27 protein-coding genes, 1 tRNA gene and 1 pseudogene are annotated in these 25,430 nt (G+C 43.6%); 14 read left to right on the top strand and 15 right to left on the bottom strand.

What is annotated here, in order from left to right:
• Nucleotides 1–150: 150 nt before the first annotated feature.
• A complete protein-coding gene (locus NDK47_RS13070; RefSeq protein ID WP_251875552.1) occupies nucleotides 151–1,626 on the top strand; it encodes an IS110 family transposase in 1,476 nt (491 codons plus the stop codon).
• Nucleotides 1,627–1,797: 171 nt separating this feature from the next.
• Nucleotides 1,798–2,924, top strand: a protein-coding gene (locus NDK47_RS13065; RefSeq protein WP_251875550.1) for an IS3 family transposase whose coding sequence is annotated in 2 segments (ribosomal slippage) — nucleotides 1,798–2,047 and nucleotides 2,047–2,924 — 1,128 coding nt in all. Because the reading frame shifts where the segments join, the coding sequence is not laid out codon by codon here.
• Between the two features lie 698 nt (nucleotides 2,925–3,622).
• Here the strand turns inward: NDK47_RS13065 and NDK47_RS13060 are convergent.
• Nucleotides 3,623–4,735 carry a transposase gene (locus NDK47_RS13060; RefSeq protein ID WP_251875548.1) on the bottom strand — a complete coding sequence of 371 codons (1,113 nt, stop codon included), beginning with the start codon at nucleotides 4,733–4,735 and terminating at the stop codon, nucleotides 3,623–3,625.
• A gap of 511 nt (nucleotides 4,736–5,246) precedes the next feature.
• On the opposite strand from NDK47_RS13060, the gene NDK47_RS13055 reads away from it, so the two are divergent.
• Both NDK47_RS13055 and NDK47_RS13050 read left to right on the top strand, forming a co-directional pair.
• Nucleotides 5,247–6,068: a DUF6492 family protein gene (locus tag NDK47_RS13055; RefSeq protein ID WP_251875546.1), complete on the top strand. Its 822-nt coding sequence runs from the start codon at nucleotides 5,247–5,249 to the stop codon at nucleotides 6,066–6,068.
• Between the two features lie 109 nt (nucleotides 6,069–6,177).
• Nucleotides 6,178–6,255: pseudogene (locus NDK47_RS13050) on the top strand (DinB family protein); the annotation flags it as partial.
• Between the two features lie 452 nt (nucleotides 6,256–6,707).
• Here the strand turns inward: NDK47_RS13050 and NDK47_RS13045 are convergent.
• Nucleotides 6,708–6,965 carry a hypothetical protein gene (locus NDK47_RS13045; protein WP_251875544.1) on the bottom strand — a complete coding sequence of 86 codons (258 nt, stop codon included), beginning with the start codon at nucleotides 6,963–6,965 and terminating at the stop codon, nucleotides 6,708–6,710.
• A 1,704-nt stretch (nucleotides 6,966–8,669) separates the two neighbouring features.
• Here NDK47_RS13045 and NDK47_RS13040 point away from each other — a divergent pair.
• Nucleotides 8,670–8,909 carry a hypothetical protein gene (locus NDK47_RS13040; protein WP_251875542.1) on the top strand — a complete coding sequence of 80 codons (240 nt, stop codon included), beginning with the start codon at nucleotides 8,670–8,672 and terminating at the stop codon, nucleotides 8,907–8,909.
• Nucleotides 8,910–9,024: 115 nt separating this feature from the next.
• Here the strand turns inward: NDK47_RS13040 and NDK47_RS13035 are convergent, their stop codons facing one another.
• Nucleotides 9,025–9,204 (bottom strand): hypothetical protein, encoded by a 180-nt coding sequence (locus NDK47_RS13035; RefSeq protein WP_251875540.1) that lies wholly within the window; start codon nucleotides 9,202–9,204, stop codon nucleotides 9,025–9,027.
• Nucleotides 9,205–9,679: 475 nt separating this feature from the next.
• Between NDK47_RS13035 and NDK47_RS13030 the strand changes: the two genes are divergently transcribed.
• The 7 genes from NDK47_RS13030 to NDK47_RS13000 all read left to right on the top strand — a co-directional run bounded on the left by NDK47_RS13030 (nucleotide 9,680) and on the right by NDK47_RS13000 (nucleotide 15,359).
• Nucleotides 9,680–10,204, top strand: a complete 525-nt coding sequence (locus NDK47_RS13030) for a hemoblobin-interacting domain-containing protein (protein ID WP_456151384.1) — start codon at nucleotides 9,680–9,682, stop codon at nucleotides 10,202–10,204.
• A gap of 278 nt (nucleotides 10,205–10,482) precedes the next feature.
• The gene (locus NDK47_RS13025; protein WP_251875536.1) at nucleotides 10,483–10,926 is read left to right on the top strand and encodes a GNAT family N-acetyltransferase; all 444 of its coding nucleotides are present in this window, start codon (nucleotides 10,483–10,485) and stop codon (nucleotides 10,924–10,926) included.
• Between the two features lie 575 nt (nucleotides 10,927–11,501).
• Nucleotides 11,502–12,005, top strand: a complete 504-nt coding sequence (locus NDK47_RS13020) for an RNA polymerase sigma factor (protein WP_251875535.1) — start codon at nucleotides 11,502–11,504, stop codon at nucleotides 12,003–12,005.
• On the top strand, nucleotides 11,998–13,035 hold the full coding sequence (locus NDK47_RS13015) for a DUF4179 domain-containing protein (RefSeq protein WP_251875533.1): 1,038 nt from the start codon (nucleotides 11,998–12,000) through the stop codon (nucleotides 13,033–13,035). Before NDK47_RS13020 ends, NDK47_RS13015 begins: the two co-directional genes overlap by 8 nt.
• An 873-nt stretch (nucleotides 13,036–13,908) precedes the next feature.
• Nucleotides 13,909–14,160, top strand: coding sequence for an Ig-like domain-containing protein (locus NDK47_RS13010; RefSeq protein WP_251875531.1), 252 nt, complete (start codon nucleotides 13,909–13,911; stop codon nucleotides 14,158–14,160).
• Between the two features lie 121 nt (nucleotides 14,161–14,281).
• Complete coding sequence (locus tag NDK47_RS13005; protein ID WP_251875529.1) at nucleotides 14,282–14,827, top strand: YdcF family protein; 546 nt, start codon at nucleotides 14,282–14,284, stop codon at nucleotides 14,825–14,827.
• Between the two features lie 145 nt (nucleotides 14,828–14,972).
• Entirely contained in the window at nucleotides 14,973–15,359 is a 387-nt protein-coding gene (locus NDK47_RS13000) for a hypothetical protein (RefSeq protein ID WP_251875519.1), read from the top strand.
• A gap of 74 nt (nucleotides 15,360–15,433) precedes the next feature.
• Here the strand turns inward: NDK47_RS13000 and NDK47_RS12995 are convergent, their stop codons facing one another.
• Nucleotides 15,434–15,589 carry a hypothetical protein gene (locus tag NDK47_RS12995; RefSeq protein WP_251875517.1) on the bottom strand — a complete coding sequence of 52 codons (156 nt, stop codon included), beginning with the start codon at nucleotides 15,587–15,589 and terminating at the stop codon, nucleotides 15,434–15,436.
• Between the two features lie 65 nt (nucleotides 15,590–15,654).
• Complete coding sequence (locus tag NDK47_RS12990; protein WP_251875515.1) at nucleotides 15,655–15,993, bottom strand: hypothetical protein; 339 nt, start codon at nucleotides 15,991–15,993, stop codon at nucleotides 15,655–15,657.
• A 16-nt stretch (nucleotides 15,994–16,009) separates the two neighbouring features.
• Here NDK47_RS12990 and NDK47_RS12985 point away from each other — a divergent pair, with 16 nt between their 5' ends.
• Complete coding sequence (locus NDK47_RS12985; protein WP_251876141.1) at nucleotides 16,010–16,312, top strand: tyrosine-type recombinase/integrase; 303 nt, start codon at nucleotides 16,010–16,012, stop codon at nucleotides 16,310–16,312.
• Between the two features lie 113 nt (nucleotides 16,313–16,425).
• On the opposite strand, the gene NDK47_RS12980 is transcribed toward NDK47_RS12985, so the two are convergent.
• From NDK47_RS12980 to NDK47_RS12955, 6 genes are all read right to left on the bottom strand, one after another.
• Nucleotides 16,426–16,499: transfer RNA gene (locus NDK47_RS12980), tRNA-Gly, on the bottom strand.
• A gap of 107 nt (nucleotides 16,500–16,606) precedes the next feature.
• A complete protein-coding gene (locus NDK47_RS12975) occupies nucleotides 16,607–16,921 on the bottom strand; it encodes a hypothetical protein (RefSeq protein ID WP_251876139.1) in 315 nt (104 codons plus the stop codon).
• A gap of 103 nt (nucleotides 16,922–17,024) precedes the next feature.
• Nucleotides 17,025–17,591, bottom strand: coding sequence for a thioredoxin family protein (locus NDK47_RS12970; RefSeq protein ID WP_251875513.1), 567 nt, complete (start codon nucleotides 17,589–17,591; stop codon nucleotides 17,025–17,027).
• Nucleotides 17,592–17,746: 155 nt separating this feature from the next.
• Nucleotides 17,747–17,905, bottom strand: a complete 159-nt coding sequence (locus NDK47_RS12965; RefSeq protein WP_251875511.1) for a YycC family protein — start codon at nucleotides 17,903–17,905, stop codon at nucleotides 17,747–17,749.
• Between the two features lie 29 nt (nucleotides 17,906–17,934).
• Nucleotides 17,935–18,723, bottom strand: coding sequence for a 2-phosphosulfolactate phosphatase (locus NDK47_RS12960; protein WP_251875509.1), 789 nt, complete (start codon nucleotides 18,721–18,723; stop codon nucleotides 17,935–17,937).
• Between the two features lie 225 nt (nucleotides 18,724–18,948).
• Entirely contained in the window at nucleotides 18,949–19,149 is a 201-nt protein-coding gene (locus NDK47_RS12955) for a hypothetical protein (protein ID WP_251875499.1), read from the bottom strand.
• Nucleotides 19,150–19,358: 209 nt separating this feature from the next.
• Between NDK47_RS12955 and NDK47_RS12950 the strand changes: the two genes are divergently transcribed.
• Complete coding sequence (locus NDK47_RS12950) at nucleotides 19,359–20,513, top strand: CapA family protein (RefSeq protein ID WP_251875497.1); 1,155 nt, start codon at nucleotides 19,359–19,361, stop codon at nucleotides 20,511–20,513.
• A gap of 17 nt (nucleotides 20,514–20,530) precedes the next feature.
• Here NDK47_RS12950 and NDK47_RS12945 read toward each other — a convergent pair whose 3' ends face one another.
• The 4 genes from NDK47_RS12945 to NDK47_RS12930 all read right to left on the bottom strand — a co-directional run bounded on the left by NDK47_RS12945 (nucleotide 20,531) and on the right by NDK47_RS12930 (nucleotide 25,391).
• The gene (locus tag NDK47_RS12945; protein ID WP_251875495.1) at nucleotides 20,531–21,073 is read right to left on the bottom strand and encodes a TlpA family protein disulfide reductase; all 543 of its coding nucleotides are present in this window, start codon (nucleotides 21,071–21,073) and stop codon (nucleotides 20,531–20,533) included.
• 14 nt (nucleotides 21,074–21,087) lie between these two features.
• Complete coding sequence (locus NDK47_RS12940) at nucleotides 21,088–21,798, bottom strand: cytochrome c biogenesis CcdA family protein (protein ID WP_251875494.1); 711 nt, start codon at nucleotides 21,796–21,798, stop codon at nucleotides 21,088–21,090.
• 169 nt (nucleotides 21,799–21,967) lie between these two features.
• Nucleotides 21,968–23,485 carry a two-component system sensor histidine kinase NtrB gene (locus tag NDK47_RS12935; protein ID WP_251875493.1) on the bottom strand — a complete coding sequence of 506 codons (1,518 nt, stop codon included), beginning with the start codon at nucleotides 23,483–23,485 and terminating at the stop codon, nucleotides 21,968–21,970.
• A gap of 142 nt (nucleotides 23,486–23,627) precedes the next feature.
• Nucleotides 23,628–25,391 carry an aromatic amino acid hydroxylase gene (locus tag NDK47_RS12930; RefSeq protein WP_251875492.1) on the bottom strand — a complete coding sequence of 588 codons (1,764 nt, stop codon included), beginning with the start codon at nucleotides 25,389–25,391 and terminating at the stop codon, nucleotides 23,628–23,630.
• Nucleotides 25,392–25,430: the final 39 nt, after the last annotated feature.

Raw genomic sequence — 25,430 nt, 5'->3', positions numbered from 1 at the left:
CTTGCGTTAGACCTCTTGAGACAATTTGGGGACAGATCACCTGGCGCTATATTCCTAACATGCTACATTGGGCAAATGAAGCTCTCACAGTAACTTGGAAAGTCAGGTGTATTACATGCTGCTTTGATAATAAAAAGGAGAACTCAGCTTATGACGGTAACTGAGCTAATGACATTTAGTGTTAGTCAAACCAATGGGCAACGAGAATCTGAAAGGCTCTTTTACCCAATCTACGTTGGTGTCGATATTGGAGCTGATTTTCATGTGGCTACCTGTATTTCTCCTGAACAGTTTCGTGATGGAAAATGGAAAAGGGCCAAAACAATGAAATTTGATGCCGACAGCTTGGGTATTTCTAACTTCTTGAACGCCCTTCAAGTTGTACAAGAGCAGTTAGGATTAAAACCAACCGACTTTTTTGTTCTAATGGAACCGACAGGTGGCCACTATTCCTTTCTCCTTCAACAAATATTAATAAACGCTGGATACTCACTTCACATGGTTGAAAATGCCTCTGTTAAAAAATTTCGTGAAGAAACACTAGGTATCCAAGAGAAATCTGATGCTATTGATGCTAGAACGATGGCTTATATGGGATGGCATAAATCTTTACATCCCGATATGAAATCTGTCCGATTGGCGAGTCCCGCCTCGTTGTCACAGTCAATTTTTCGTACGCTCATACGGGATCGCTGGTTGCTTACTACTACCTTGACACGCCGGAAAAACCAGGTGCAGCAACTATTTCGGATCACTCACCCTGATCTAAAAAGAGCGTTTAAAAAGCTGTCTAATCCTTCTGTATTACGCCTAGTCTTAAAGTATCCTACAGCATTGGATATGAAGGATTTGTCCGAAGATGAGATTCGAGAAGCCATTGTTAAAAGTGGAGCTAAGACTGTTGCAAAAAAGGCAGCTACTGAATTAGTTAAAATACTACCTAATACAGTCGCCCTTCCATTGGTTCATGTTGTTGATCGTCAAAATTGGCTTATCCAGGAAGCCTTACGGCTTCAAGAAAGTTTAGAGCGTATTGACGAAAATATTCATGAGCTCTTGCATGGTAATGTCGAGAAAGGAACTACACCACACCCCTATACACAGTTGCTTTATTCATTACCTGTCATGAGTGATGGATGGGCATGTACCCTTATCGCAATCATTGGTGATATTCAACGTTTCAGTACATATAAAGAATTTAAAAAGTATCTTGGTGTATCTGCGGAAAATAAACAGTCCGGTACTTCCGTCAAAGGAACTCATCAAACATTTAGTGGCGTTCGAGATACTCGCAGGATTCTATTTCAAATGGCGTTAATACTTATTGCACAAAGAGCTGGCCCTAATGTTTTTGCGGTGTACTACGAGCGACTGGTAGAACGTCAAATGCCCAAGAGAAAAGCCATTGGACATATGTGTGGCAAAGTTGCAAAGATTATTTACAGCGTTTTGAAAACAGGTGTCCCATACGATCCTAAAAGGCACGCAGCAGCTTGTGGTATTCCATGGAATGCGCAGTATAAGGAAAAGCCTTTAGATATCGATGTAGAGCCATTTGAAGCTGAAGCAAAAATGCTTGCTGGAATCTCAAATGAATCAGACGATATTGAGATTGATGAAGAATAGTGCAACTCATGTGCTATTCTTCTTACCATTCAGTCTCTCAATGCTTTAATTCCGCCAAATTGCAGGCTATTTACGAGAAATGGATCAATTTGAATCGGCTACACTGAATTGGACAGTTCTCTTAAGGTCTAGTAGATTAGAAACAAATCGAAAAAGGACGGAGAGAATGTCATGGCTAAACGTGAGCGTCGAGCATTTACAGATGAGTTCAAGCAGCAAATGGTTCAACTTTATGAGAACGGCAAACCACGTGCAGATATTTTGAGAGAATACGATCTGAGTGCATCTGCATTTGATCGTTGGGTAAAACAGAGTAGAACCACCGGTTCCTTCAAAGAAAGCGATAACCGTACAGATGAACAAAACGAGCTACTTCAGCTACGTAAGGAAAATCAACGACTGAAGATGGAGAACGATATTTTAAAGCAAGCGGCGCTGATCTTCGGACGAAAATAATGGTAATCCAGCAAAACGCTCATAAGTATTCCGTATTGGCCATGTGCAAGATCCTCCAGGTCAATCGGAGTACCTACTACTACGAGAGTAAAGAGCCATCATCTATCGATGATGATGAGGTGGAACAAGCAATTATCCGTATTTTTGAAGAGAATCAGCGCGTTTATGGAGCAAGAAAGATCAAAGCAAAACTTCACAAAGATGGACTGACGGTTTCCAGACGGCGCATTGGACGTTTGATGAAGAAAAACGCTCTGGTTTCGGTCTACACGGTTGCACAGTATAAACCGAATGTGTCGTCATGTAACGAATCGCCAATCCAGAACGAACTGAATCGCGAGTTTGTGAAAGAAGCACCTCTCGAAGCTGTTGTGAGTGACTTGACCTACGTTCGAGTCGCAAACAAATGGCACTATATTTGCTTGCTTGTGGACTTGTTTAATCGGGAGATTATTGGTCACAGCTGCGGAAAATTCAAAGATGCCGCACTCGTCTATCAAGCATTTGCAAGCGTAAAAGGAGATCTGCGCCAAATTCAGCTTTTTCACTCGGATCGTGGCAGTGAGTTTAAAAATCTTACGATTGATGATGTGATCAATACGTTCAATATCAAACGCTCACTAAGTATGAAAGGCTGCCCCTATGATAATGCAGTGGCAGAGGCAACCTTTAAGCTGATCAAAGCGGAGTTCGTGAGAAATCGTCAGTTTGAATCGTTAGCTCAGTTAAAAAAGGAGCTGGGAATCTATATAAAATGGTTTAACGAAACAAGGATTCATTCCACATTAGGTTATCTGAGTCCTATAGCGTACAAAGAAGTTGCACTTAAGAAATCTGTCTAGTTTGGTGTTGACAATCCAATTTGTTATAGAAAACCTGACGGTTTTTTTGTGTTAAGCATTACGCTACATTGTGTATCTTGTCATAGTCTTGTTCAGTCTCAATTTTGTCTCAATCCTTCTACCCAATAGATTTTTTGCCGACCATTCGTCGTACAATAGAATTGCCCATTGTAAACAACTTCTTATCCGTTGATGGAACGCCGTGTGCGATGAAAGTCGCCCGCACGGTGTAGGTTCGTTATAAAACCGAGAGATATAGAAGGTATAAGACGAGAATAGCAATGTAAAAAACGGAACAATCGGACAAGGTGAAGACAAACGAGTTGGAACAATTACTGTTCCTGATGGAAGTAGCCTCATACGAGTTGAAGCACAATTTGCAAGTGTAGATGATTATGATTTTCCAGATGTGTATTTGAGATCTCCTTCAAACATACGATCTAATTCAAGTAATCCCAGTGCAAATCCTGAGGTCGTAGAGGTTAATAATCCAGAAACTGGTGTTTGGCAGGTTTGGATTGTTAATAATATTGAGATCTCTACCACTTACTCTGTAACATCTAACTTGCCTATGAAGTGAACTACCCATCACTTAAAACCCTACGGTTTTTGAAGTGGGGGCTTCTCGACTTATCGTTGCTTTTAGTAGCCAACGAAAACTGACCGAGCTATCCCTCTCGTTCCAAGAGTTCTTTTTGCTATACCAACGCTAATAAGCGTAATCCTTCACGTTTGATGTTGATAGAAGCATTCCAATCTCTGTCTGCCACAAAACCACAATCACAGTGGAATTTACGCTCAGAAAGGGATAGAGACTCTTTTACTTGACCACAACATGAGCAAGTTTTGGATGATGGAAACCATTTATCTATTTTGATAAGCTTTTTCCCTTGCTCTTCTAACTTGTACCCAAGAAATGTCGTGAACATGCCCCAGGCATGATCAGCAACGCTTTTCCCGAAATGGAGTGCTTGTGACATTCCTTTCATGTTGAGGTCTTCGATAACCACGCAGTCATACAGTTTCACTAATTTGTGCGATTCCTTATGGAGAAAGTCCTTTCGTTGGTTCGCAATTTTTTCATGTAGCTTCGCTACTTTCAGACGTTGTTTGTGCCAACGACTAGAGCCTTTCTTTCTACGTGATAAAATACGCTGTTCCTTCGCTAATTTTTCCAAGGCTTGGCGATAGAAACGAGGGTAATTGGCTGTCTCACCTTCTTCACTATCGACAAATAAGCCATTCATGGAAAAATCTAAGCCAACAACAGCTTGCACTTCTTTTTGTACAGGTTGATGTTCGTATTCAGTGAGAATAGAAACATAGTATTTTCCTGTTTTTGTTCGAGAAACCGTACAAGACTTGACAATATGAAGCGACGGAATTTCCCGATGTTGCTTCATTTTCACAAGTTTCAGTTTCGGCAATTTGATATAGCCATCCAAAAGCATAATGTTTCCGTTTACCACATTGGTTGTGTAGGATTGTCCTGCCTTACGGTTTTTGAACTTCGGAAATTCAGCACGACCAGAGAAGAAGTTTTTGTATGCCTTCTGCAAATTCAGTTGGGCGTTCGCCAATGCGAGACTATCTACTTCTTTGAGCCATGCAAACTCCTCCTTATACTTAGCAGGAGTAGGAAACTTTTGTTTCTTTAGCGCTTCTTTGTCACCCTTAAATTGTTCATATGTTTCCTTTCGTTCAGCTAACATTTTGTTGTAGACGAAACGAACACAACCGAAGGTTTTGGCAAGGAGTTTCTCTTGTTCTTGCGTTGGATACAGACGGAACTTATATGCTTTGTTTGCCATATCGAATCACCTCACTTTACACCTTGATTTTCTATATATTTTTTTATCACTTCAATGGGAGCACCACCTGCCCCCACTTTCACTGGTGCTAAAAGCACCTTCACGTTTAGAAGTGGGAGACTTCTTTCGGAGGAAAGTTAAAAGTAATACCTATATTCGGATTTCAATTCCGAACCCCATGATTCCGATATGCCTTGGTACTGTTAAGCTGACACTTCTTTTTGGAGTGCAACGAAACCACTACTCTTTATCTTCAAAAAGTATACGTATTGAATCACTGCAAAAACAACGGTCGTGCTTATAGCGGCAAGGCTTCAAACCCTGTCGGCCTCTGAGATCAATAGTTTTCTCATTGACTCTAGAACGCAGACAAACACCCATTTCTCAGGATTTCCATATCTGTCATATTCACCTGAAGGAAGAAAATCATATCCTATCTGGAAAGTCGGACACTTCGGCCAACCTGTTCAGACACATATGCGTGAAACAGCTTAGAAAAGGAGTTGAGAAGTTGAATCGTTCAGCGAAAAGCACCTTCAACAGCTCTATCAAAATTGATGTCCTGATCCCAGCTATTGAGAAAGACCTTGGCACGCTTCCCTATGTCATTGACAGTATCCGTAAGCAAGTGAAGCATCCCGTCGGCAAGATCATGGTTGTATCGCCACCAAGCAAGCGAATCCAAGCCCTTTGCCGACGTAAAAACTGCACCTTCATCAATGAAAAACGCGTCCTACCGATTACAAAAAAAGACATTCACTACCAAACCAAACGCACCAATCGCTCGGGCTGGATGCTCCAACAATTGTTGAAGCTGGCGGGAGGAAACTTGACCAAGCAAAGGTATTATCTTGTGATTGACGCTGACACCATTCTCATCCGCCCTCACGTCTTTCTCGTCAACGGGAAAACCGTTTTTTACTGCCGAAACTGGAGTCGTCCTGAGTATTTTCGCACCTATAAGAAATTACTGGGAACCAGGCCAACTGCCTCGCGCTCTTTCGTTGCCCACTATATGCTGTTCGACAAATCGAAGCTCTCCCAACTGAAGCGTAAAATTGAGGCCAGGCATAAGACCAGGTGGTACTGGGCGATTATCAAGAAAACCAACAAACAGAGTTATGCCGGCTTCTCCGAGTTCGAAACTTACGGTAACTTCGTGAAAGCTCACTACCCCGGTAATCTGATTGTAAGAAGTTCCCTTAACAAAAGCCTCTCTTCAAAACCGGCATCACTTTCTCGTAAACGAATCATCAGACTGGCCCAAAATTATAGGTCCATCTCCTTTCATAAACGCCGGTGGTATATCCGGAAGAAGGGTGTGAGTAAATGAAGAGCTGCCGAGCCCTTCTTGTGATGTAAGATAGTCTCCAAACCTTGGATGAATGTGTCTGCGGTAATCTTGGACTCCATCTCCACTTTCCCAAGGCCCTCGGATTTTCACTCAATGGATTGAACTATTGTATTTACACGAGCAAAGACATATTGAGCAAATAAAAGAGCTGAAAGCGCTATGCTAATAAAAAGAGTAGTCCAACCCCGGCTGCCTGATTACGAAAACCGGATGCCTTTCAAGTAAAGGATTCGGTTTTTTCATGAATTGCAGAATGTTTAGGATTTTTGTAATCCTATCTGAAAGTGTTCCTCATTCTGCAGTTGATATGACAATACCGAACGAGAAATAATGCTGCCTCCTTTCCATTACATGAAGTCGGGGGTCTTCTCGGGTAAGAGGATAATTTTACCGCCTAATGCCAGACGATCCACGACATGACCACTTCATTTATGTCCAAACGGATCACTCGTTTACGAACGTTTGTTTGTATTATATGCGAACAACATGAGAAGATGCAAATAAAAATGTCCCACTTTTTAGCGGTGCGCTGCTATATGAGAAAGCTCAAATTGACCGACGACTCCTTGATCCGCCTCATTCAGCATCAATAATCGTCAAAAAAACTTATCTGACATTTCATGATTTAGTTTTTGGAAGTTTTTCAAGCATTTCATGAGACACAAAAGCAAAAATAAACGGCACCAGGAACATGCCAGCTGACAGGGCTCCCCCACCGTGTCTCGGATCGGGAATGGGAAATATTCCGGATAATAGGGTACCAAGGCCGTTTGAAAGAACAACGATCATTGTGAGCCACGCCAACAATGGATTGGTGCCAAGACGGTACAACGCGAGCAAAAAACCAAAAGCCGCAATTAGCGTCACAATCCCCAAGATGATAATCGCCGCATTAACCGGGTCTGGGTATGTCGTAGTAAGAATCATAGTCGATTGAAGCTAAATCTCCATAATATATTTCATCAACGGAACCCTTAGGTAAACCTAGGGGTCTTTCTTTACCCAATTACCGTTTTGTTAAATTACTACAAATCGGTGTCTATCCTACCTAACTTCTGTAACATATACTTATTTCGAGGTGACAATATGGATAAATATCCAATCTGCGCTCATTGTAAGGGTGAAGTTAGAGTCAACAAAGATTCGTATGAGATATTTGAAAAGATGCATTGGATTTGCTTCCACTACGTATTCGAACACGATTCCGATGACCCGGATGAGCCATGTAATGACCCCAACTGCCCAACAAAATGCGGTGGGAAATTAAACAAAGACTTTCCAAAGTAACTAATGTGTCACATGTGTCTTGAAATCAATTTCTTATTATTTCGTAACACTAATCAGTATCTACAGTCATTTCATCGGAGGGATTTTTTAGATGGAACTGGGGAAGATTGGATTATCGATAATCTTTTTTATACTTGGAATTATTTATATCCTTTCCCCAAAGTACGTAAGTTTATGGAATAAAAATTCCGCCCCTAGAAGTGTTTTGATTTTCAGAAGGATTAAAGGGTGCTTTTTGTTGTTAATTAGTTTTTTAATACTGATCGGGATGCAGTCTTAAGATTCTCACAGTACACATTGTGTATACTCACGCTATTACAATCTCGTGCCTGAACAGTCCGGTTTCCGCTGGCTCCATCGGTGGCGGGAAACGATCGGCTTGGGGCTGTAGGAGTTTCTTGCCACTCTTACTGGCCCCTGCATTTCGGAAACCTGCTGCATGGAAGCAGCGCCGCGTAGATGCTTGCCAACGTACGTGATTATTCCGTCTGCTGGCGGCGTCCCCCACATATGCCGTGTAATGCCCAACATCAGAACAACCAAGTGACTTGAGAGGTATTTCCCCCTGTTACGAAACAGGGTACACTCCCAAGCGTCCCAACCATCATCCCTGATTTCCGTGCCATGTCATCTATTTAAAAAATCGATTATTCTGATTAATAATTAAGATTTGAAAGTACCCCCAACAAGCCGTAAAATACTAGTATGGAGGGGTGTTTATGGTTAAAGTTCTTGAAATCATCGTCACTATTCTCCAGTTATTACTAACTGGATTTGTTGCACTATACCCCCGGGCCATATGGAATAATATTCTTAGGTGGCTTACTGATAAGGAAGAACCTTCAGAGTTTTATTTTGATATGCTCCGCATCATTTGCGGAGTGTTATTTTTCATTTTCTTACTTGGTGCGTTTATGCGATATTTCTAACTACATTTACCGTTTTGTTAAGATACTAGTTTGTATGCTGCCATGCTGATAGCCCTTGGCGCGTCTTTTTCAACGGCCCTATAGGTTTTTACCTGGTAAGGCGACTCAAGAACCTCAAAAATTCGCGCCATCCGGTACCAATTTCCATCATCTGTTTCAGTCATTGCCACCTCGCAAAAATACCTCTGCTTCAGTTTCTCCATCAGCATCCACGCATCGGCCCACTAACCCAAAAGTCCTCACCGCAATACGGACATTTCATTTCATTTCCATCCTCCCTTTCAAAATATATTGCGTATATAATATAGAGGTAGAACAGCAAGGCTGACACTATCAATAAAATAGTACAAAGGAGGAAGAAGGTATGAACTTTACTCCAAAACAGCAGTCCGTATTACTGGCATTAACCACTGAATGGCAGACACCGATGCAGATTTCTGGTCATCTTCCGAAAGCATGGGGGAATCCATCCTACGTAAATGAACTGCTTAAAGAACTAATCTCTGATGGATTGGTGCAGGCAAATCCGGTCGTACTCGGCCTGTATCGATTAACAACGGACGGCATGGCCAGAAAAGCGTTGGAATTGGGTGAGAATCAATGAAATGCTAGAATGGTTAGATGGGTTACGGCGTATTGTTGATTCAGTTTTCCAGTATCCATTCAGGTCCTCCCCTCCTGAACTAAGTTTCTCAAAGGTCTACTCCCCTAGCTAGCTTTCACAATCTCCAAAGCCTGATTCTCTGTGAAACCAGCTGCAACCAGTGCATCACAAACCTTGCCTTAAACAATTTCGAGGATTCTGCATACAGTTTGATTTGAAATGGAATCCGCTCTATAAAATCATCAATCAACATTTGCCGTTCAATCGGCGTTAGCTTTCCGTTAGGCTTGTCCATTCCTCACTCTCCTCATCACAATTTATCTTATGTTAAATTCCGACATTCAGTTTATTCAAACGATTTTCCCCTGCATTGTGAGATCTTTGTTGGCTGTTTCAAATTCTGCTTGAATGGTGTAGAGCCGCAGAGAGTAATAACCTTTGGTTTTTCGATCTCACGCCTGCACTTGCATGGGAATCTGTAGTGGATTGCCTCTCCGCATGTTCCGCAAGCGCCTATTCGTTGATTTTCTATACCTTTCAACCTCCTATTTAACAAATCGATTGTTTTGTTCAGTCTCAATTTTGTCTCAATCCTTTTACTCAATCGTTCTTTTGCCGACCATTCGTCTACAATAGAGTTGCCCATTGTAAACAACTTCTTATCCGTTGATGGAACGCCGTGTGCGATGAAAGTCGCCCGCACGGTGTAGGCTCGAACGAAAACCCTCAAAAAGAGAAGGATATAAGTCGAGAATAGCAATCTACTACCAATCCCAGCTTTAACCGGGGTAACAAAAGGGACATATATCTTTGAGATCACCTTTGAAGACAATCCCGATTGGCGTGAGAAGATTACCCATGTCTTCAATAAAACCCTTAATAGAATGATAGTGAGTGATGATATCACAACAACCGATCAAGGAAAGGTTACGATCACTCAACGAGGATATGTCTATGATCCTGGCATGTACGAGTTTGTTATCTACGCTGCAGGATATAATGTCGCATTGGTAAATATTGAAGTTCCAGTGCCAAAAGCGCCACCTGCTTTGTCAGGAAAGGTTCTGGATGAGAGAAAGTTTGAAATTACTTTTGAGGATGATCCAGAGTGGCGTGAAAGTATCACAGATGTATACGATAAAACCTCCGGCTGGTGGCTCGGAACATCCAGAGTAAACAAAACAGAAAACGGGAAGATCATCCTTGATGTCGGAAAAATCAATAAGCCGGAGTATGAGTTTTCCATTGAGGCCGATGGTTATGAGTATGTCGTAGTAAGAATCATAGTCGATTGAACCGGATGGAAAGGCTACTTCTTTGAAGCTAAAGCTCCATAATATATTTCATCAACGGAACCCTTAGGGAAACCTAGGGGTCTTTCTTTACCCAATTACCTTTTTGTTAAGATACCAGTTTATATGCTGCCATGCTGTCAGACACAATTTTTATTTTGGTGAAACCATACCCTTGTAATTTGCAAGGGTACTTTTTACTTTACACATTTTGATAAACTCTATTTCCAGCAGTGAATTATGTGCTATAATTTTCCAAAAGCGCTAAAGGAGATACTCTTGTGAACCTTATCCTAAAGGAAGTAACTTCTGAAAACTGGGAAGAATGTATTGAGTTAGAGCCCCGTGAAGATCAAAAACAGTTTATCGCCTCAAATCTATATTCCTTGGCACAGTCAAAATTTTTACCAAATTTCGAAACACTTGCCGTGTACAATGATGAAATAATGGTTGGATTTGTGATGTTTGGGATAGATCCTGACGATTCGCAATACTGGATTTATAGACTTATGATCGATTCCAGTCACCAAGGCAAAGGTTACGGTATTGAAACCATGAAACAAGTAATTGACAGAATAAAAGCAAAGCCTGTTCCCACAGATATTATGGTAGCCTATCACCCTGAAAACAAAGCTGCTGCCTCTCTTTATGAAAAACTAGGATTTAAAGTTCTTGGTAAAGCTCCATGGGGCGAAATTATGACACGTCTTTCAAATGTTGATTAAACAGTGGTATTTATCCTGCAACTTTTGAATTAGCTCGCTAAAAGGGGTTTCATGGATATTCCACTTTATAAAACGTCCCCACTGGAGGAATGGATCACAGCCAAATATCTTGAACACTCCATTAATACTCCGACCGAACTTGACATTCATCGGATTGCAAATTCGTTGTCGGGCGAAGTTGCTCGAAGGACATTGTACACTTTCAATTCCCGGATCAACTTATTGCGGACCTCCTTTCGTTCACTTGCTGGAGAAAAGATAACTGTTCTTGTGCACTCACCTTTCGCACCCCCTCGTCTTTTCGGTATAATGGATTTGGCAAACATCCATACGCTCCCGGCAAGGGGGCTTTTTCTTTTTTTCTCTTTGTTATATCCGCTGCTGCAGCTTCCTGATCAGAAATACCGATCGTCTGATAATTTGAACCATGAGGCCATTCCGACACCTGGTCAGACGATCACTAATTCCAAAAAAAGTATTGGTATTCTGATCTTGAACTATAAAACAGTTAAAAATTTTAACGGGAATGAGATATTTTCGAGTTGCCAATCGTGTTGAATGTAGGAGGCGAAAAAATGGAGAGCAATTCTTTATTGCGTACGGATAAAGAATTAGCCGAACTATATCAACGGCATGCAGATCTAGTTTACAGGTTGTGCTATATCTATTTGAAAAATCCCGTTGATGCAGAAGACGCTGTTCAATCTGTATTTGTAAAACTAATCAAATCTCAATTGGTTTTCAATGACCACGAGCATGAAAAAGCGTGGTTGACAGTAACCACCAGAAATTACTGTAAAGACGTTCTAAAAAATTGGTGGAAAACCCGTCGTGTTGCTTTAGACTCTTTACCGGAAGTTTCTTCTTGGAATGGTAATGAGTCATCGGGGAAAGTGCTTGCAAGACTGCTTTCACTTCCCGAAAAATACAAAACAGTTTTGTATCTTTACTATTTCGAGGAGTACTCGGTAAAAGAAATATCAGAGATGTTAGGACACAAAGAAAGCACGATCCAAACACAACTATCTAGAGGCCGAAAGCTCCTTAAAATTGACTTGGGAGGGAATTACCTTGAGTAACAAAAATATCAATCGGCTTTTTGAAGCTCTTACGCCAAAAAACGAACAAAAAGAAAAAATGTTTCATAACATTTTAGTGCGAAGCCAGAATGAAAGTAAAAGACACAGAGGATTTACTCCCGTGAAACGTTTAAGATTTGCAGTACTGTCTGCTGTCTTGATGGTTTGTCTAACTACAACAGCTTTCGCTGCGGCATATATGGGATTAGATAAAACATTTTTAAATTTCCTTAATCCAGTAGATAATGAGCAGGCACAATATTTGTCAAATGGCGCTTATGTGGTTGACAAACAAGTGGCAAACGAGAATGGCACACTGACCATTAAGCAAGTGATCGGCGACAGTAATCTGACCTATGTTTTAATGGACTTTACTGCCCCGGAAGGTACTGTTTTACATGCAGACCGATACCGTTTTGGTGATACAACGATTAGCTCAAAACTAGGGGGTTATAGTATCGGATATCATGTGCTGGACGATGGAAATCCTAAAGACAATAAAATTAGTTTGGTTATGAATATCCAGACCAAAAAGTCACTAGCGGGCCAAACGCTTCATTTCACATTCAAAGATTTACAAGCAGCAGATCCGGGTCCGAGAGGGCTTTTTAATGAAACAGTTATACCGGGTTCTTGGGAAACAGCTTTTAAGCTGGATTTCAAGGAGTATTCTAACCTTTATCAGATCGATCAAAACATTACCATGTTTGGTTATCAAGCAGAATTAAAAACAATCTCCATCTCGCCAATTTCCATTTCTTTAAAGATCGAAAGCAGCACTTTGAGCGAAATTTTCGAAGCCGCCGACAGCTTAAGGAAAACTGGTGAAAATGAATCTTTGGATAACTTCCCTATCACGATAAACTATAAAGATGGCACCTCAGAAACGACAAGGATTTTTACCGGATCAACTTCGGCGGATTATCTAACGAACCAAATGCTTACGATCAAAAAATTTAAAAATGTGATAAATGATAAGGAAATCGCATCTATCGTATTTTTTGATAAAGAATTTCCGATTCACAACTGAATCTCCCCTACACGAAAGTATGGTCAAATGCTCTCATGCGTGCCTAGCTTCGCTTTGCGCGCTGGGGGCTTTTTGACGCTTGCTCTTTTCATCGTCCAGTAGATAAGCCAGCAGGTCATTTTCTTTCTTCGTCAATCCGTATCCATTCGCAATTGTCTCGGCTACCTCTTGGTAAAGATGATGGAAAAATTTCACCTATAAGATATAATACTGAAGTTGGCACTTTAGAATTTGAAGTTCTTGGAGCAGGATACGCTGAGGTTCTTGTTTACAGAGGAGCATCCTGCATCCAAACTAAGTATCAAATTACTATTACTGATTAAATGATACGTTGATAGCGACTCGAACCAATGATGCATCTAACTGGAATAAATGTGTCGACATTTTAACCAAAGAAATTCAATTTCCTGGCTTCAAATACTTTGATTAATCCTCTATATCCGGCTTAACTTCGACGGGCCGGATATTTTATTCGAACACACTTTCATTTACAGAACCAGGCGTTCATAGTCTGCAAATTGTTGCTAAAGAAGGAACTATTGCTGGTGCATTAGATTTCATTTTAGATGTTCAACCAAATTAATTTTTATTACCACCTTTTTTAGGGTGGTGTTTTTTTGACTCACTTTTACAAATCGATTTTCTTGTTCAGTCTCAATTTTGTCTCAATCCTTTTACTCAATCGTTCTTTTGCCGACCATTCGTCTACAATTGAGTTGCCCATTGTAAAACAACTTCTTATCCGTTGATGGAACGCCGTGTGCGATGAAAGTCGCCCGCACGGTGTAGGCTCGAACGAAACCTCTCCCGAGAAGGGGATAAGTCGAGAATAGCAATCACAAACCTATAGTAGTTGATAAACCAATAGAGTCTATGGATCAAAATATAGTTTACCAAGGGCCATTTGATTTTTCGCCCTTCTTTAAAGACCCATATGGTGATCCTCTAACTTATTCCATTGCTATAGCTGACAGTAGTATTGCTCAAGTATCCATTAACAGTTCAACTGGTATTGCTTACATCAGACCACTAAAAGTGGGTAAAACTACTATTACTATTACAGCAAGTGGTGAAAAAAGCGGTGTAGCATTCTTTACATTCACTTTTAGCGTTTATGAAGATTAAATCCATCAACGAACCCTTAGGTAATCCTAGGGGACCTTTTTTTACTAAATTACCGTTTTGTTAAATGAAACCAATAAGGTAGTATCTAAGGTATCAAATGTAAAAAGGTGGTGATTGTGGAATGGACTGTTTCAAAGCAGTCTCGGAATTTATTTTCGCAGAACGAGAGCACATATTTTCACATCCTGACCTTGTAATTTATCATCCTGGACATTATGCAGAATTAAATGAGCAAATGATTCGCTTTTATAAACAAGAAGGCTTTTCGAAAATTACTTTATCTTCCGCCCCCAATCGATTTATGAATGGAAAGTCAGAATATGAGATGTACAAACCCATCCTTGTAGATGGCGGCATTCCTGAAAATGACATCATTCACATTACGCAAGGAAGCACCATCGACGAAATTGTAAGATACTCATTTCAAATTCCTCTTCAGCAATCCATACAGTTCAAGAATGTTCTTCTAGTCGGAAAAGCCTTTTTTATGAGACGCTTCTTATTGCTGGGTGAAAAGTATGCTCCCGAAGGTTCCGTTCTTGATGTAATGGGGCTTACTGATAATAGAGGCATTGAAAAAAATAACTGGTTGGACACTGAACATGGAAAAAATAAAGTTATCGGTGAACTGGAAAAAATCTCATTCTTGCTGAAAGGGGCTATTTAATAGTCCTTTTTACATTAAATAATTAGTAAAGAAACCTCATGTCCACTTTCGAATCTAGTCAAAATACCATATTTGAAAAGTTGTAGTAATGCCCTCGTCCCCTTCGTGACCACCTGAATATTTTGGTACCAGGAGGTGATCTCTCATGGCTGCTACACGACCGATAACAATCGGAGCAAATAGCATTGCAAAGATAGGAGACCGATTTTTCCTAATTGTTGAAGTGGAAGCAAAGGCGCCTGGTGTTGAAATCGACCCCGTATTTGCAGTTCGTACAACGCCCCAACAAGCTAGGCGTCTCATTAATGCTGGTGTAATGCGAACAATTATTCAGAACAGACGCCCACAAGCTCGTCCTGGAAAGAAAGTTGAGTTTAAAGGGGTACTATTCGCCAACGGTCGGTTTTTCTCAGTCTTTGACGTTGAAAACTCAACTGATATTTCAGTTCTTGTAAGAATCAGTCAGGAAAAAGCTCAAAGGCTTATCCGTAATGGAGCACGAATTATCAAAGTTGTTAGAAGACCTTTTTAAATTACTACAGTAATTGCTTAACCCTGCAAAGGAGCAAACGGTGCCTGCTGCAGGGCTTTTTATTAACTATTTTGTTAACCGCACTTTTCTTTTAGCCTCAAGACCAGCTTGCGATCTGGTTCAAATTTTTCTGCTTCTTCCTTGTCTATGTCAATTGTTTGATCTAAGTGATTTGATATAATATCAAGCAGCTTTTGCCTTTCCTTTCGGTTCAAGTAGATAGTGCCCAATCCACTTTCCTCCCTACACATTTTGTTAAGCTCCACACATGCCTTCGCATTCGTTGATGAAGTCGTTAATCAGATCCATTTGCTTGCCCTTCCAGTCTGGCCTTGAAAACAATCTGGTCTAGTGGTTGAAGTGAACGATGTAAGAAAGTTTTCTTATTGAGTTTGGGCAATCCGTTCCTTTGTATCCCCTTCTCAAACTTAGCAGCCTCCAGGAACGACTGAGGGTCGTTTTCCTTCATACCCAGCCACATCTTGTCATTATGGAACGGGCAGCCGATGTAGCTTGATTTTGGTGGCTTTGGGTCGCCATTTTCTTTCATCCAAACCAGGCAATCTCCCCGGCTCATGTCTTTTTCAATGAGTGGATAGTAGAGGGTTTCCCATTTGTGGCGACTCGCCTTCACCTTCTGGAACTCATCCGTGCTGAACCCCATCCACTTCGTTACTTGGTGCTTTATCCTTTACTTCTACACCACGCCGACATCAACCTGGCGAAAATTCCCAAAAAGAAATGGTTTTGATCATATCCGTTTGCACGATTTACGGCATACAGCAGCTACACTCTTGATTGAAGCAGGCGTGAATTTAAAACCTGTCCAGGAGCGCCTCGGGCACACCAAGTATCAGACTACAGTAGATTTTTACGCACACGTCACTAAAAAAGTCTCCCGTGAAGCGGTTACGAAATTGGACAAGTTTGACCCCCGAAAACACTCACTATAATTTCCCCCCCAATTCACCCCCAATTGGTGTTTCCCCCAGTTTTTTCCCCCACCTAGAGGATGAAGACAAAAAGAAAAAACCTTGCTGCAACAAGGTTTTCAAGGCTTTTCGTATGGAGCGGGTGATGGGAATCGAACCCACGCTACTAGCTTGGGAAGCTAGAGTTCTACCATTGAACTACACCCGCATGAATCGCCGGTCCATTTTTTTAAAAAAATTAGATCGGCGCTTCCCTAATTTATCACAGGGAAAAAGAGCCTGTCAATGATGCACAACGCCTTTCGCGCTGTTCACTCATGAGCCGCCATCCAACTGGCCCAGGATCTTTTCCGCCCATTCCCGAAAGACAGGCAAAGCCTGCTCGACATCAGGGAACACGCGTTCTTCCTCGCAATGATAATTCGGAAAATCCGTGATTTTATTCCTACGGATGCGAACTGTGTCAGCCTCGCACCGGATATCCAGGAAGTAAGGAACGGCATCGTCTAAGCCGTATTGGTTCTCCAAATATTCATAGGTACGCACCCATTCGAGTATCCGCACTTCGTTTGGCCGTAAACGGAGCACCTGCTCCAAAGACATGATGGTTTCATTTCCGTAGTAATGCAATGATCTCATTCCTTCTTAAAAAGCTGGCGGTAGAATGAAAAGCGGACAGGACTTGTCATGCTCCCATCCGTGCTCATCTTTCTACCGCTTTTGCCTCATTTCATTAGATAGAGGAAAGCAAATTCCGCAGCTCCTGGATGATCACTTGTTGGTAACCTGTGCCCTCTCCGTATTGAGCGAGCATTTCAGCCCGGGCTACCTTGATCTTCTCGTCGTAATCGGGTGCGGTACGATCCGGATTCTCCTGTTTAAATGCTGTCATCACGGCCTGCACATGTTTGGGACGCGGTCCCCATTGGGCCAGCACGTGTCCACCGGTATCGGCAAAGATGACAACAGGAATAGCCCGGCCGCCCATGGTCAGGAATTGATCCATCAGATCGAGATGATCTTCCATGATCATGATCTCCGTTGGCATTTCGGTTTCTTCCAATGCTCGCAGCACGACAGGTACGTTGCGCACCACATCTCCGCACCACTCGGCCGCCAGGATCAAACAGCGAAGGTCGTCACGATGGCGCAGCGAAGCAAAAAACTCCCGATCCTCTTCATTCTCCCAGGTAAATGCCTGGTACCACTCTTTGAATGCTTCCTGATTTTTGTTCATGCCTTCGATGAAAGCCTTTGGCGACACGCCGCTTCTAAATTTGCCTACTACATTTGCAGACATTCTCTTCCCTCCAAACCATATTCTCTTCTGATGGTAAGATTCACCGTCATGGATGAAAATCCTTTTTGCCTAATGTGGAAAGAAACACTTTGGACAAATGGTTCAGGCGAAACAGCATGCGTCTTTAGCTGTCCGGGCCTAAACTTGGGTGACGTCTATTCGTCTGATCCCTTTTTTTCTGCCTCTTCTTTCGCCAGCTCCATCATTTTTTGCATCAAAATGTGCTGCGGCATATGCATTAGTCTCTCCAGGGGTACTTGCAAGGCTTCTGCCAGCTTCACTGCCGTTTCTGGAGAAATGGCCAGTGGTCTCATCCGGTCATCTTCCTTTCCCGTTTATGTACTCAGTATAATATAGCACGCTGCTGCCCGCCAGATACCAGCAACGGAGTAAAATGGTCGTTGTTCAGCCAAGGAACTACCTGCATAGCATCCAGCTGCGAACAGTGGTGAACATCTTCTGCAAAGCCGAGTTCTCTCAGCTCGCGTCCACTCCCGCAATCCCAAATGAACGCTTCAAGCTGGGGTCTTGATGAAAGAAAAGCAGCTTCGCACACCTGTGCCTCTGGCGATTTACTGCCCGACAATTTGCAGAGGATCGCACCCGCTCCCAGGTAATCCTCAATTGCAGGCCGCAGATCATTTTCATCCGGTTTTCCCTGCTGCCAATGCTCTCCGCAGGGAATGACAGTGATACCAGCTCCCGTCATGGTATGCAGGATATGGGCATGCTCGGCTACCGCTGATGCATTTAACAAACCGCCCAGCAAAAGAAAGGAAGCATCCGCCGCCAGCCACGCCGCGTGCGCACCATTTAAAGAACAGAGGACATATGATTGTCCCCGATCTTGTGGCCCATAGGAAATCGGTGACAAAGAGGGGGTGCCTTGTCTGACAGCCTCTACCCTTCCGAGAAGTAATTCGGCCCCGAACTGTTTGGCGTATGCCTTCGCCTTTTCACCAATGGGCGGAGGATACGGATAGATGATCGCACCATGGTGAAGCGCGGTAATGACTGTTGAAGAGAAGCTCAATACATCCACCACGATGGTAATATCCCCGCGCTCGGCTGCTTCTCTGGCCCCCCGTTTTCCCCATTCCACTTTGCACACATACGATTCTTGAGCAAACATGTATATACCTCCCCCAAAAATAGAAGTATCGTGATTATCTCGTAGTCCGCCAAAAAGAAATAGACTATATTTTACATCACTGTTAAGATGGATCATAGGGTCTACCTAAAACGAAAACCAAATTTTTCCATCCAAAACAAAAAGGAATATCCTTTGACGGATGTTCCTTTTTCATTAATAATCCCGATGGTTAGCTGAAATCAGTCATTCCCCCTGAATTCCCCACTACTTCCGCGGACCGGTCAGAATACAGGGTACGCCGAAGCCGATTGCCCCAGGCTGGGACATTTTCTCTACGTACTCCATCCCGCGTGCACAGGGCTGTTTGCATACCATACATGTTCCCGACGTCACAATTTTTAGATTGACTTGATTTGGATGCTGCTTCGCATCTTTTTTCAGTCTTCCCTTTTTCGGCTTGGACACTCCTATCCCCCCTCTTCCTCCCTGTCGGTTTTATCATATGAGGCGGAGGTTCCCTGTCTCCATAGGCTGTGGCACAAAAAACTGCCCTTCTACCCAAATTGGGCCGCGCCGTTTGTCCATTAGGTATTCTCCCTGCTGCATGATATAATTGTTGGGATGTTTTGAAGATAGCGTCTCCTTTTCGGGAGGCTTGGTAACGAGGGAGGATCATGTATCAGACGAGAACGGAACGGATGAAAGCAAAGCGAAAGAAGAGACGCAAGCTGTTAACCATGTCATTGTCCACCCTGATTTTTACCCTGTTCGTTCTGACTGCCTGTTTTCTGTTTTTTCTAGGGAAAGGACTCATGGACAAAGGGGAAGAGCCAGCGCAGCATGCCGCTCCCGAAAACACGGGAGATAGTCAGGAGCGGGCACCCAGCGTTACACTTTCTTTTGTCGGTGATATGATTTTCACCGGACATATTGAGACCCGATTGAAGGAACATGGATTGGATTTTCCTTTCGTCCACACTACTTCGCTTTTTCAACAAGATGACTACACCATTGCCAATCTGGAAACGCCCATCACTGAGAATGGCACCCCGGCTTCTCAAAAGGAATTCGTCTACAAATCCTCGCCTGAAGTCGTTCCTGCCATAAAAAGAGCTGGTGTGGATCTGGTCAATTTGGCCAACAATCATTCGATGGATCAAGGTGTGGATGGGCTTCTCGATACCTTTCGTCACCTGGAAGAGAACCACATCAAATACATAGGTGCCGGACGAGATGCCGATCGGGCTTACGCACCGATCTATGTGGAGAAAAATGGAATGAAGCTGGCGTTTCTCGGTTTTAGCCGAGTCATTCCTGAGGTGAGTTGGTACGCCGGTAAAAACAAACCGGGTATTGCCGCTACATACGACCCCAAACTAGCGGTCGCTTCGATCCAAGAAGCCCGCTCACAAGCAGATCTGGTGGTCGTCATCGCTCACTGGGGAAAAGAACGGGAAGATTATCCGGTCGATCATCAGATCGAGCTGGCACGAGCTTACATCGACGCTGGCGCAGATCTGGTCATCGGTGGCCATCCTCATGTCCTGCAAGGCTTTGAACAGTACAACCAAAAATGGATTGCCTACAGTCTGGGCAATTTCATCTTTACCCGCTCCAATGAACCAAAAACCTGGGAAACCATGGTGCTGCGAGCCACCTGTACCAAGGAGCGAGAATGTGACCTCACGATGATTCCCTTCCACGCAGAACTGGGTCAGGCCGTGCCGATGAATGAAGAAAACGGACATCAATTGATCAAAAGAATCGAGTCCATCTCAAAAGACGTTCAGATTTTTCCAAACGGTCGTATCTTGCCTCGCTCCTCATAGAAAAGACCGCTGCCTCACTAGCGCAGCGGTCCTGTTTTTTCTTCCAACAACTGTTTCAGCTCGGTTTCCAGAGTGGCACCATCAACCATGCCGATGATTTTTTTCCGAATAATCCCTTGTCGATCCACCAGATACGTGGTGGGAAATGCCTGAATCCAGTAGCGGTTGGCGACTTCTCCTGTGATGTCCATCGGGATCGGGAAGGCGAGCTCATACTGCTTCACGAACGCCTGCGCACCCTCTGGACTGTCGTTTTTGGTTACATTCACACCGAAAAAGTCAATCTGTTGTCCATATTTTTCATGCAGTTTACGAAGATCCGGCGCTTCCATCTTGCAAGGACCGCACCAGGAAGCCCAAAAATTGAGGACCAACGGTTTTTCTCGTTTTCCCGCAACCTGATACGTTTGCTGGTCTAAACCGGTCAAAGTAAAATGCGGAGCGGCAAACCCAATCTCCGGCTTTTGTTTGACCTCGACAGCTTGCGTTTCCTCCGACGGCTGCCAAATGACCGCTCCTGTGAACACGGTTATGATGATTGCGAGCCATAGTCTTTTCATCTTGTCACCTCGGGTTAAAATCCGGTAAAGCCCCCGTACAGTTTAATCAGGACCTGGGTGATATCTGTCATTTTGTTTGTATACAACAAAATGCCGAACAGAATCATCAGTGCTCCCCCGACCTTCATCAGACGGTCCGAATACTTCATGAACGCTTTGACTTTGCTGATGAAGAACGTCATGGCGAAGAAAGGAATTGCAAACCCAGCCGTATAAGCCAGCGTGTACGAAAGCGCCATTCCTGGGTCATTCACACCAAGGATGATGATGCCCGAGAGGATCGGTCCTACACAAGGCGTCCACCCGGCTGCATACGTGATGCCGACCAAAACGGACCCTGTATACCCGATTGGCCGTGATTTCAGGTCCACTTTCCAGGTCTTCATCATCCAATCCATCTTAAACACTTGGAGCATGACCAAACCGATTATCACCAGTAATATGCCCCCTAACTGGCGAATTAAATCCTTTTGTGAAGCAAAAAGGTTTCCCAGCCAGGATGTGGATAGCCCCAAAGCGATAAATACAATCGAGAAACCGAGAATAAAAAACAGGGTGTGGAGAAGTGCCTGTCTTTGAAATACGGCTCTTCCCTTCTTGACTTCGTCCATGGTAATTCCTGTGATGTAAGAAACAAAAGATGGGTACAAAGGAAGGCAGCATGGCGAAATAAAAGAGAGAAAGCCAGCACCAAAGGCTAAAAAAACAGATAGGTTTCCACTCATATATACCTCCGAGGGGGTAATGGTACTCTTATTGTACCGAAACTTCCCAGCAGTCAAAAGTAAAACCGGCACTTTGCCTTAAAACGTTACCAATTTATTTACATAATAAATTTTATGTTAACAAATTGCTCGGTTATTTACACGATATCTGCTTTCTGGCTTATCTTTATCAATTCGAGATTGGGAGTCGCACCTCAAACCGGGCACCTCCCAATCGAGAGGAATTCTCTGCGAAAATTTCTCCTCCGTGGTCCAGGATGATGCGCTGTGTGGTGGACAGGCCAAGGCCAGTCCCGTCCGGTTTTTTCGTGTAGAACGGGATGAATAGATTTTTCAGTACCTTTTCTTCCAGACCCGGACCATCATCTTCCACAGTCAAAACCACCTGGTTGATCGAAGCATAGACAGAGATGCGAACGGTTGAGCCCTTCATAACCAGAGCCTCCATTGCATTCTTGAGAATATTCAGAACTGCCTGCTTGATGCGTGCACGAAAACCGTATATGTACCATTCATCTCCAGACCAATCCAGTTCCAAGCGAATACCGCGCCGGTTGGATTCCGGCTCAAGCAGACGTATGACACCCAATACCTCGTCCATCAGCAAGAAGCGCTCTGCACTGATTTTATCGTCCCGATATCGAGCCAGCACAAGGACATCATTCAGAAGACCATCGATTCTTTCAATTTCCGTTAATATCACCGAAAAATAAGAGCTATTCTGCGCATTTTCAGTCTGTTCCTTCAAAAGTTGGATAAATCCTTTGATAGACGTCAGTGGATTTCGAATTTCATGAGCCATGCCAGCTGCCAGCTGTCCAACGGCAGCCAAAGCTTCGCGCTTGGTCAGCTCATCCTCATAGCGCTTGCTGTCTGTAATATTTCGGAGAACCGAAATCGCTCCCCATAATTCTCCCTGATGGTAGATAGGGCTTGTACTGACGGTTGTCAAGGTCCCGTTGGTGTCAGCCACATAGTGACCTGATTGTCCTCTTTCAATCACCCACTGTACGAATCTTTCGTTTTCTCTGGGCCGAAATGTTTCATCTATATTTTTCCCAATGATCTGTGCCCTCTCCACCTGTTGAAGCTCGGCAAATGAATAGTTCGCCTCGATTATCCGCAGATTTCGATCGATGATCAGGACGGCGATATCCGTGGATTGCAGGACAAGCTGCACCAGCTCCTGCTCCGCCACTTGGGAAAAGTCCTCTTTGGTTAAGGAATTCGCTTGCATCTCCAGCTGTTTTCGCTGTTCCTCATCCTCTTCGTAGGTTTGGATAAACACATCGATCAGCGTATCTACGAATTGGAAGAGGTCCATTTGAATTTGATACAAACCCAGTCGTTCTTCCTCTGTAAATATGAGTCGGTGCGTATCTCTTCGAATCTGTTCCAGCAACGAGTCTCGGCATACACGTACCCGTTCCAGTATACATGCCAGTGCAATGCCTTGCTTGGAGCGAAACAATGCGATTTCCCTGGACTGCTGCACCACTCTCTGCCTGTCCCCTGTTTCGATATACTCCGCGAGAGCCAAAATGAACGTTTCCAAAAGAGACAGTGTATACGAGCGTTCTTCTAGTATCAAGGCCGAAATGCGATTGTGGTCAGATAGTAAATCGTATGTGTTGGCTGCCAGTCCAGGCGCCAGACTTGATAAGTGTTTTCTTATTCGTTTTCTCACTCTATACTGGCTCCTTTGTCTCACACTTCATAAACTGCATAATTTGGAAAAACATACATATCATATTTATTCCATAAACATGCAGGAAAGTAAAGCGACGTGACCATCCTTTTCTGGATAATTCACGCCGCTCCGAAAATTCTTAAACGTTCAGTAAACGTCGACCGTTTTCAATCAATTGTTTTTGCTGTGAATCCTGCTCTCCAAGTACATCCAATTGACTCATCAGCCTGAATCGTTCACCTTCCAAGACTCCCCAATCGAGAAGCAACTCCACGATTTCCAAGCGGATCAGCCAGTCCTCTGGATAGGAAGCTTCCACCTCATGGATCAAAGCTTGCAGCCGTTTTGTCACCGATGCAAGCTCCTTATGCTCCTCTCGAAGCTGCCGAACCTCTCGGTAGATCTCCTGCTGCCGAAGCTGTTCAGGAGTATAATTCGGTTGTTTTGCCGTGATGGCGGAAGGCTTGTGCGTCCCTGTTGCAAAAGCTTCACGATCTGCAGCTCCTGCGAAAACGGAGACAATTCGTTCCCCAACCGCCATGTCGTAAAGACCCCATTCGGCCTGGAAGAGAACCATGTCCTGATACGTAACCGTGCATTGGTCAAATCCAATGAGAACGATTTGTTCCTTTTCTCGCAATATATAGCGGACGATCCCCTCAACCATGACGCCTGAAGCAAACTGCAAAGACGTCTTGTGGTCAATCCGTATCCCTTTTTCCGATAATGCCTCATCCGAGAAGCACTCAAGCGGAACGCTCTCTCCCGCCAAGAGACCAATCGGAGAGCCAAAGCCTTCCTGATGATACGCTTTTCCGTGGCCGGGCAATTCCTGATCATCGACTGCCAGTGCGGTTGGCCCCGCCGTTTTGAGATATACGGCTTTGCCTGCCCCGTCAAATACCAGCTCTGACAGATTGCCACTCACCTGCAATCCTGAGCTGTAGACAGCTGTCGTCGTTTGCGGCATTTTTTGTGCCTGTATCAAGCTTTTTGTTCCCCCGACAGATATAGCCATCCGTTTGGCGTACTCCTCCACCGCATCAATCAACTCTTGAAAATCACGGCACACAAATAGCTGCGGCTGAGGCTTGGTAATGTCATAATCCGTCTCGATGCAAGCCTGGAGGGAAAACGGAATCTTTTTCACATCATCTTTCAGACAGCTGATGCTCTCCCCCACTGAAGACAGAAGACCTGCTCCGTAAATACGCGGATTTTCACAATCGCCGATCAACCCGTACTCCACCGTCCACCAATACAGCCGAGCCAGTTCATTTGCTTCGGAGACTTCGATAACGGCCTTTGCTTTTACCTCCAGCTCTTCCTCGGCTTGACGGATAATCTCTTCCGTTGAATCAGGATCTTCTTTCACAATGGAAAGGTAGCGAATGGCTTCATATAATTCATAATCTTCTTTAGAAGACAGGGCGCGAGATCCGATTTCACCAAACTTTTTCAGAAATGCCCGGTACTTCTCGTCGAGGATGATGGGTGCGTGACCTGCCGCTTCATGTATGATGTCAGGTGCGGGTGTGTAAGCGATATGGTCGTACTGCCGGATATCACATGCAATCGGCAATATTTGATGAGCCTGAAAATCAAAAAAGGCGACTGCCGGGATAAACCCGTTGATGGTGACTGCCCCCCAGCCAATCGTCGAAAGGCATTCGTTCATTTCCGCAATATTGGGAATGCGCTCGACGCTGATTCCGGAGAGACGCAAACCTTCCAGATATGCTTGATGCGCCGTTTTTCCCAAATAATGATGGTTTTGACGCATCACATATCTCCAAACAGCATGGTCGATCGGCGTGTACTTTTCGTAATCCTGTTCGACCACGAACTCACGTAAATGAATTGGTAATTGGACGAGCGAAAATTCAGGTTCTACGCGACTCATACTCACTTCCCCCTCAAAGGATAGTAACCATGTAAGCGT

The organism is Brevibacillus ruminantium (genome assembly GCF_023746555.1).
Classification (GTDB): Bacteria; Bacillota; Bacilli; order Brevibacillales; family Brevibacillaceae; genus Brevibacillus; species Brevibacillus ruminantium.
The sequence above is the reverse complement of the archived record's forward strand: the minus strand, read 5'-3'. Positions and strand labels throughout refer to the sequence as shown.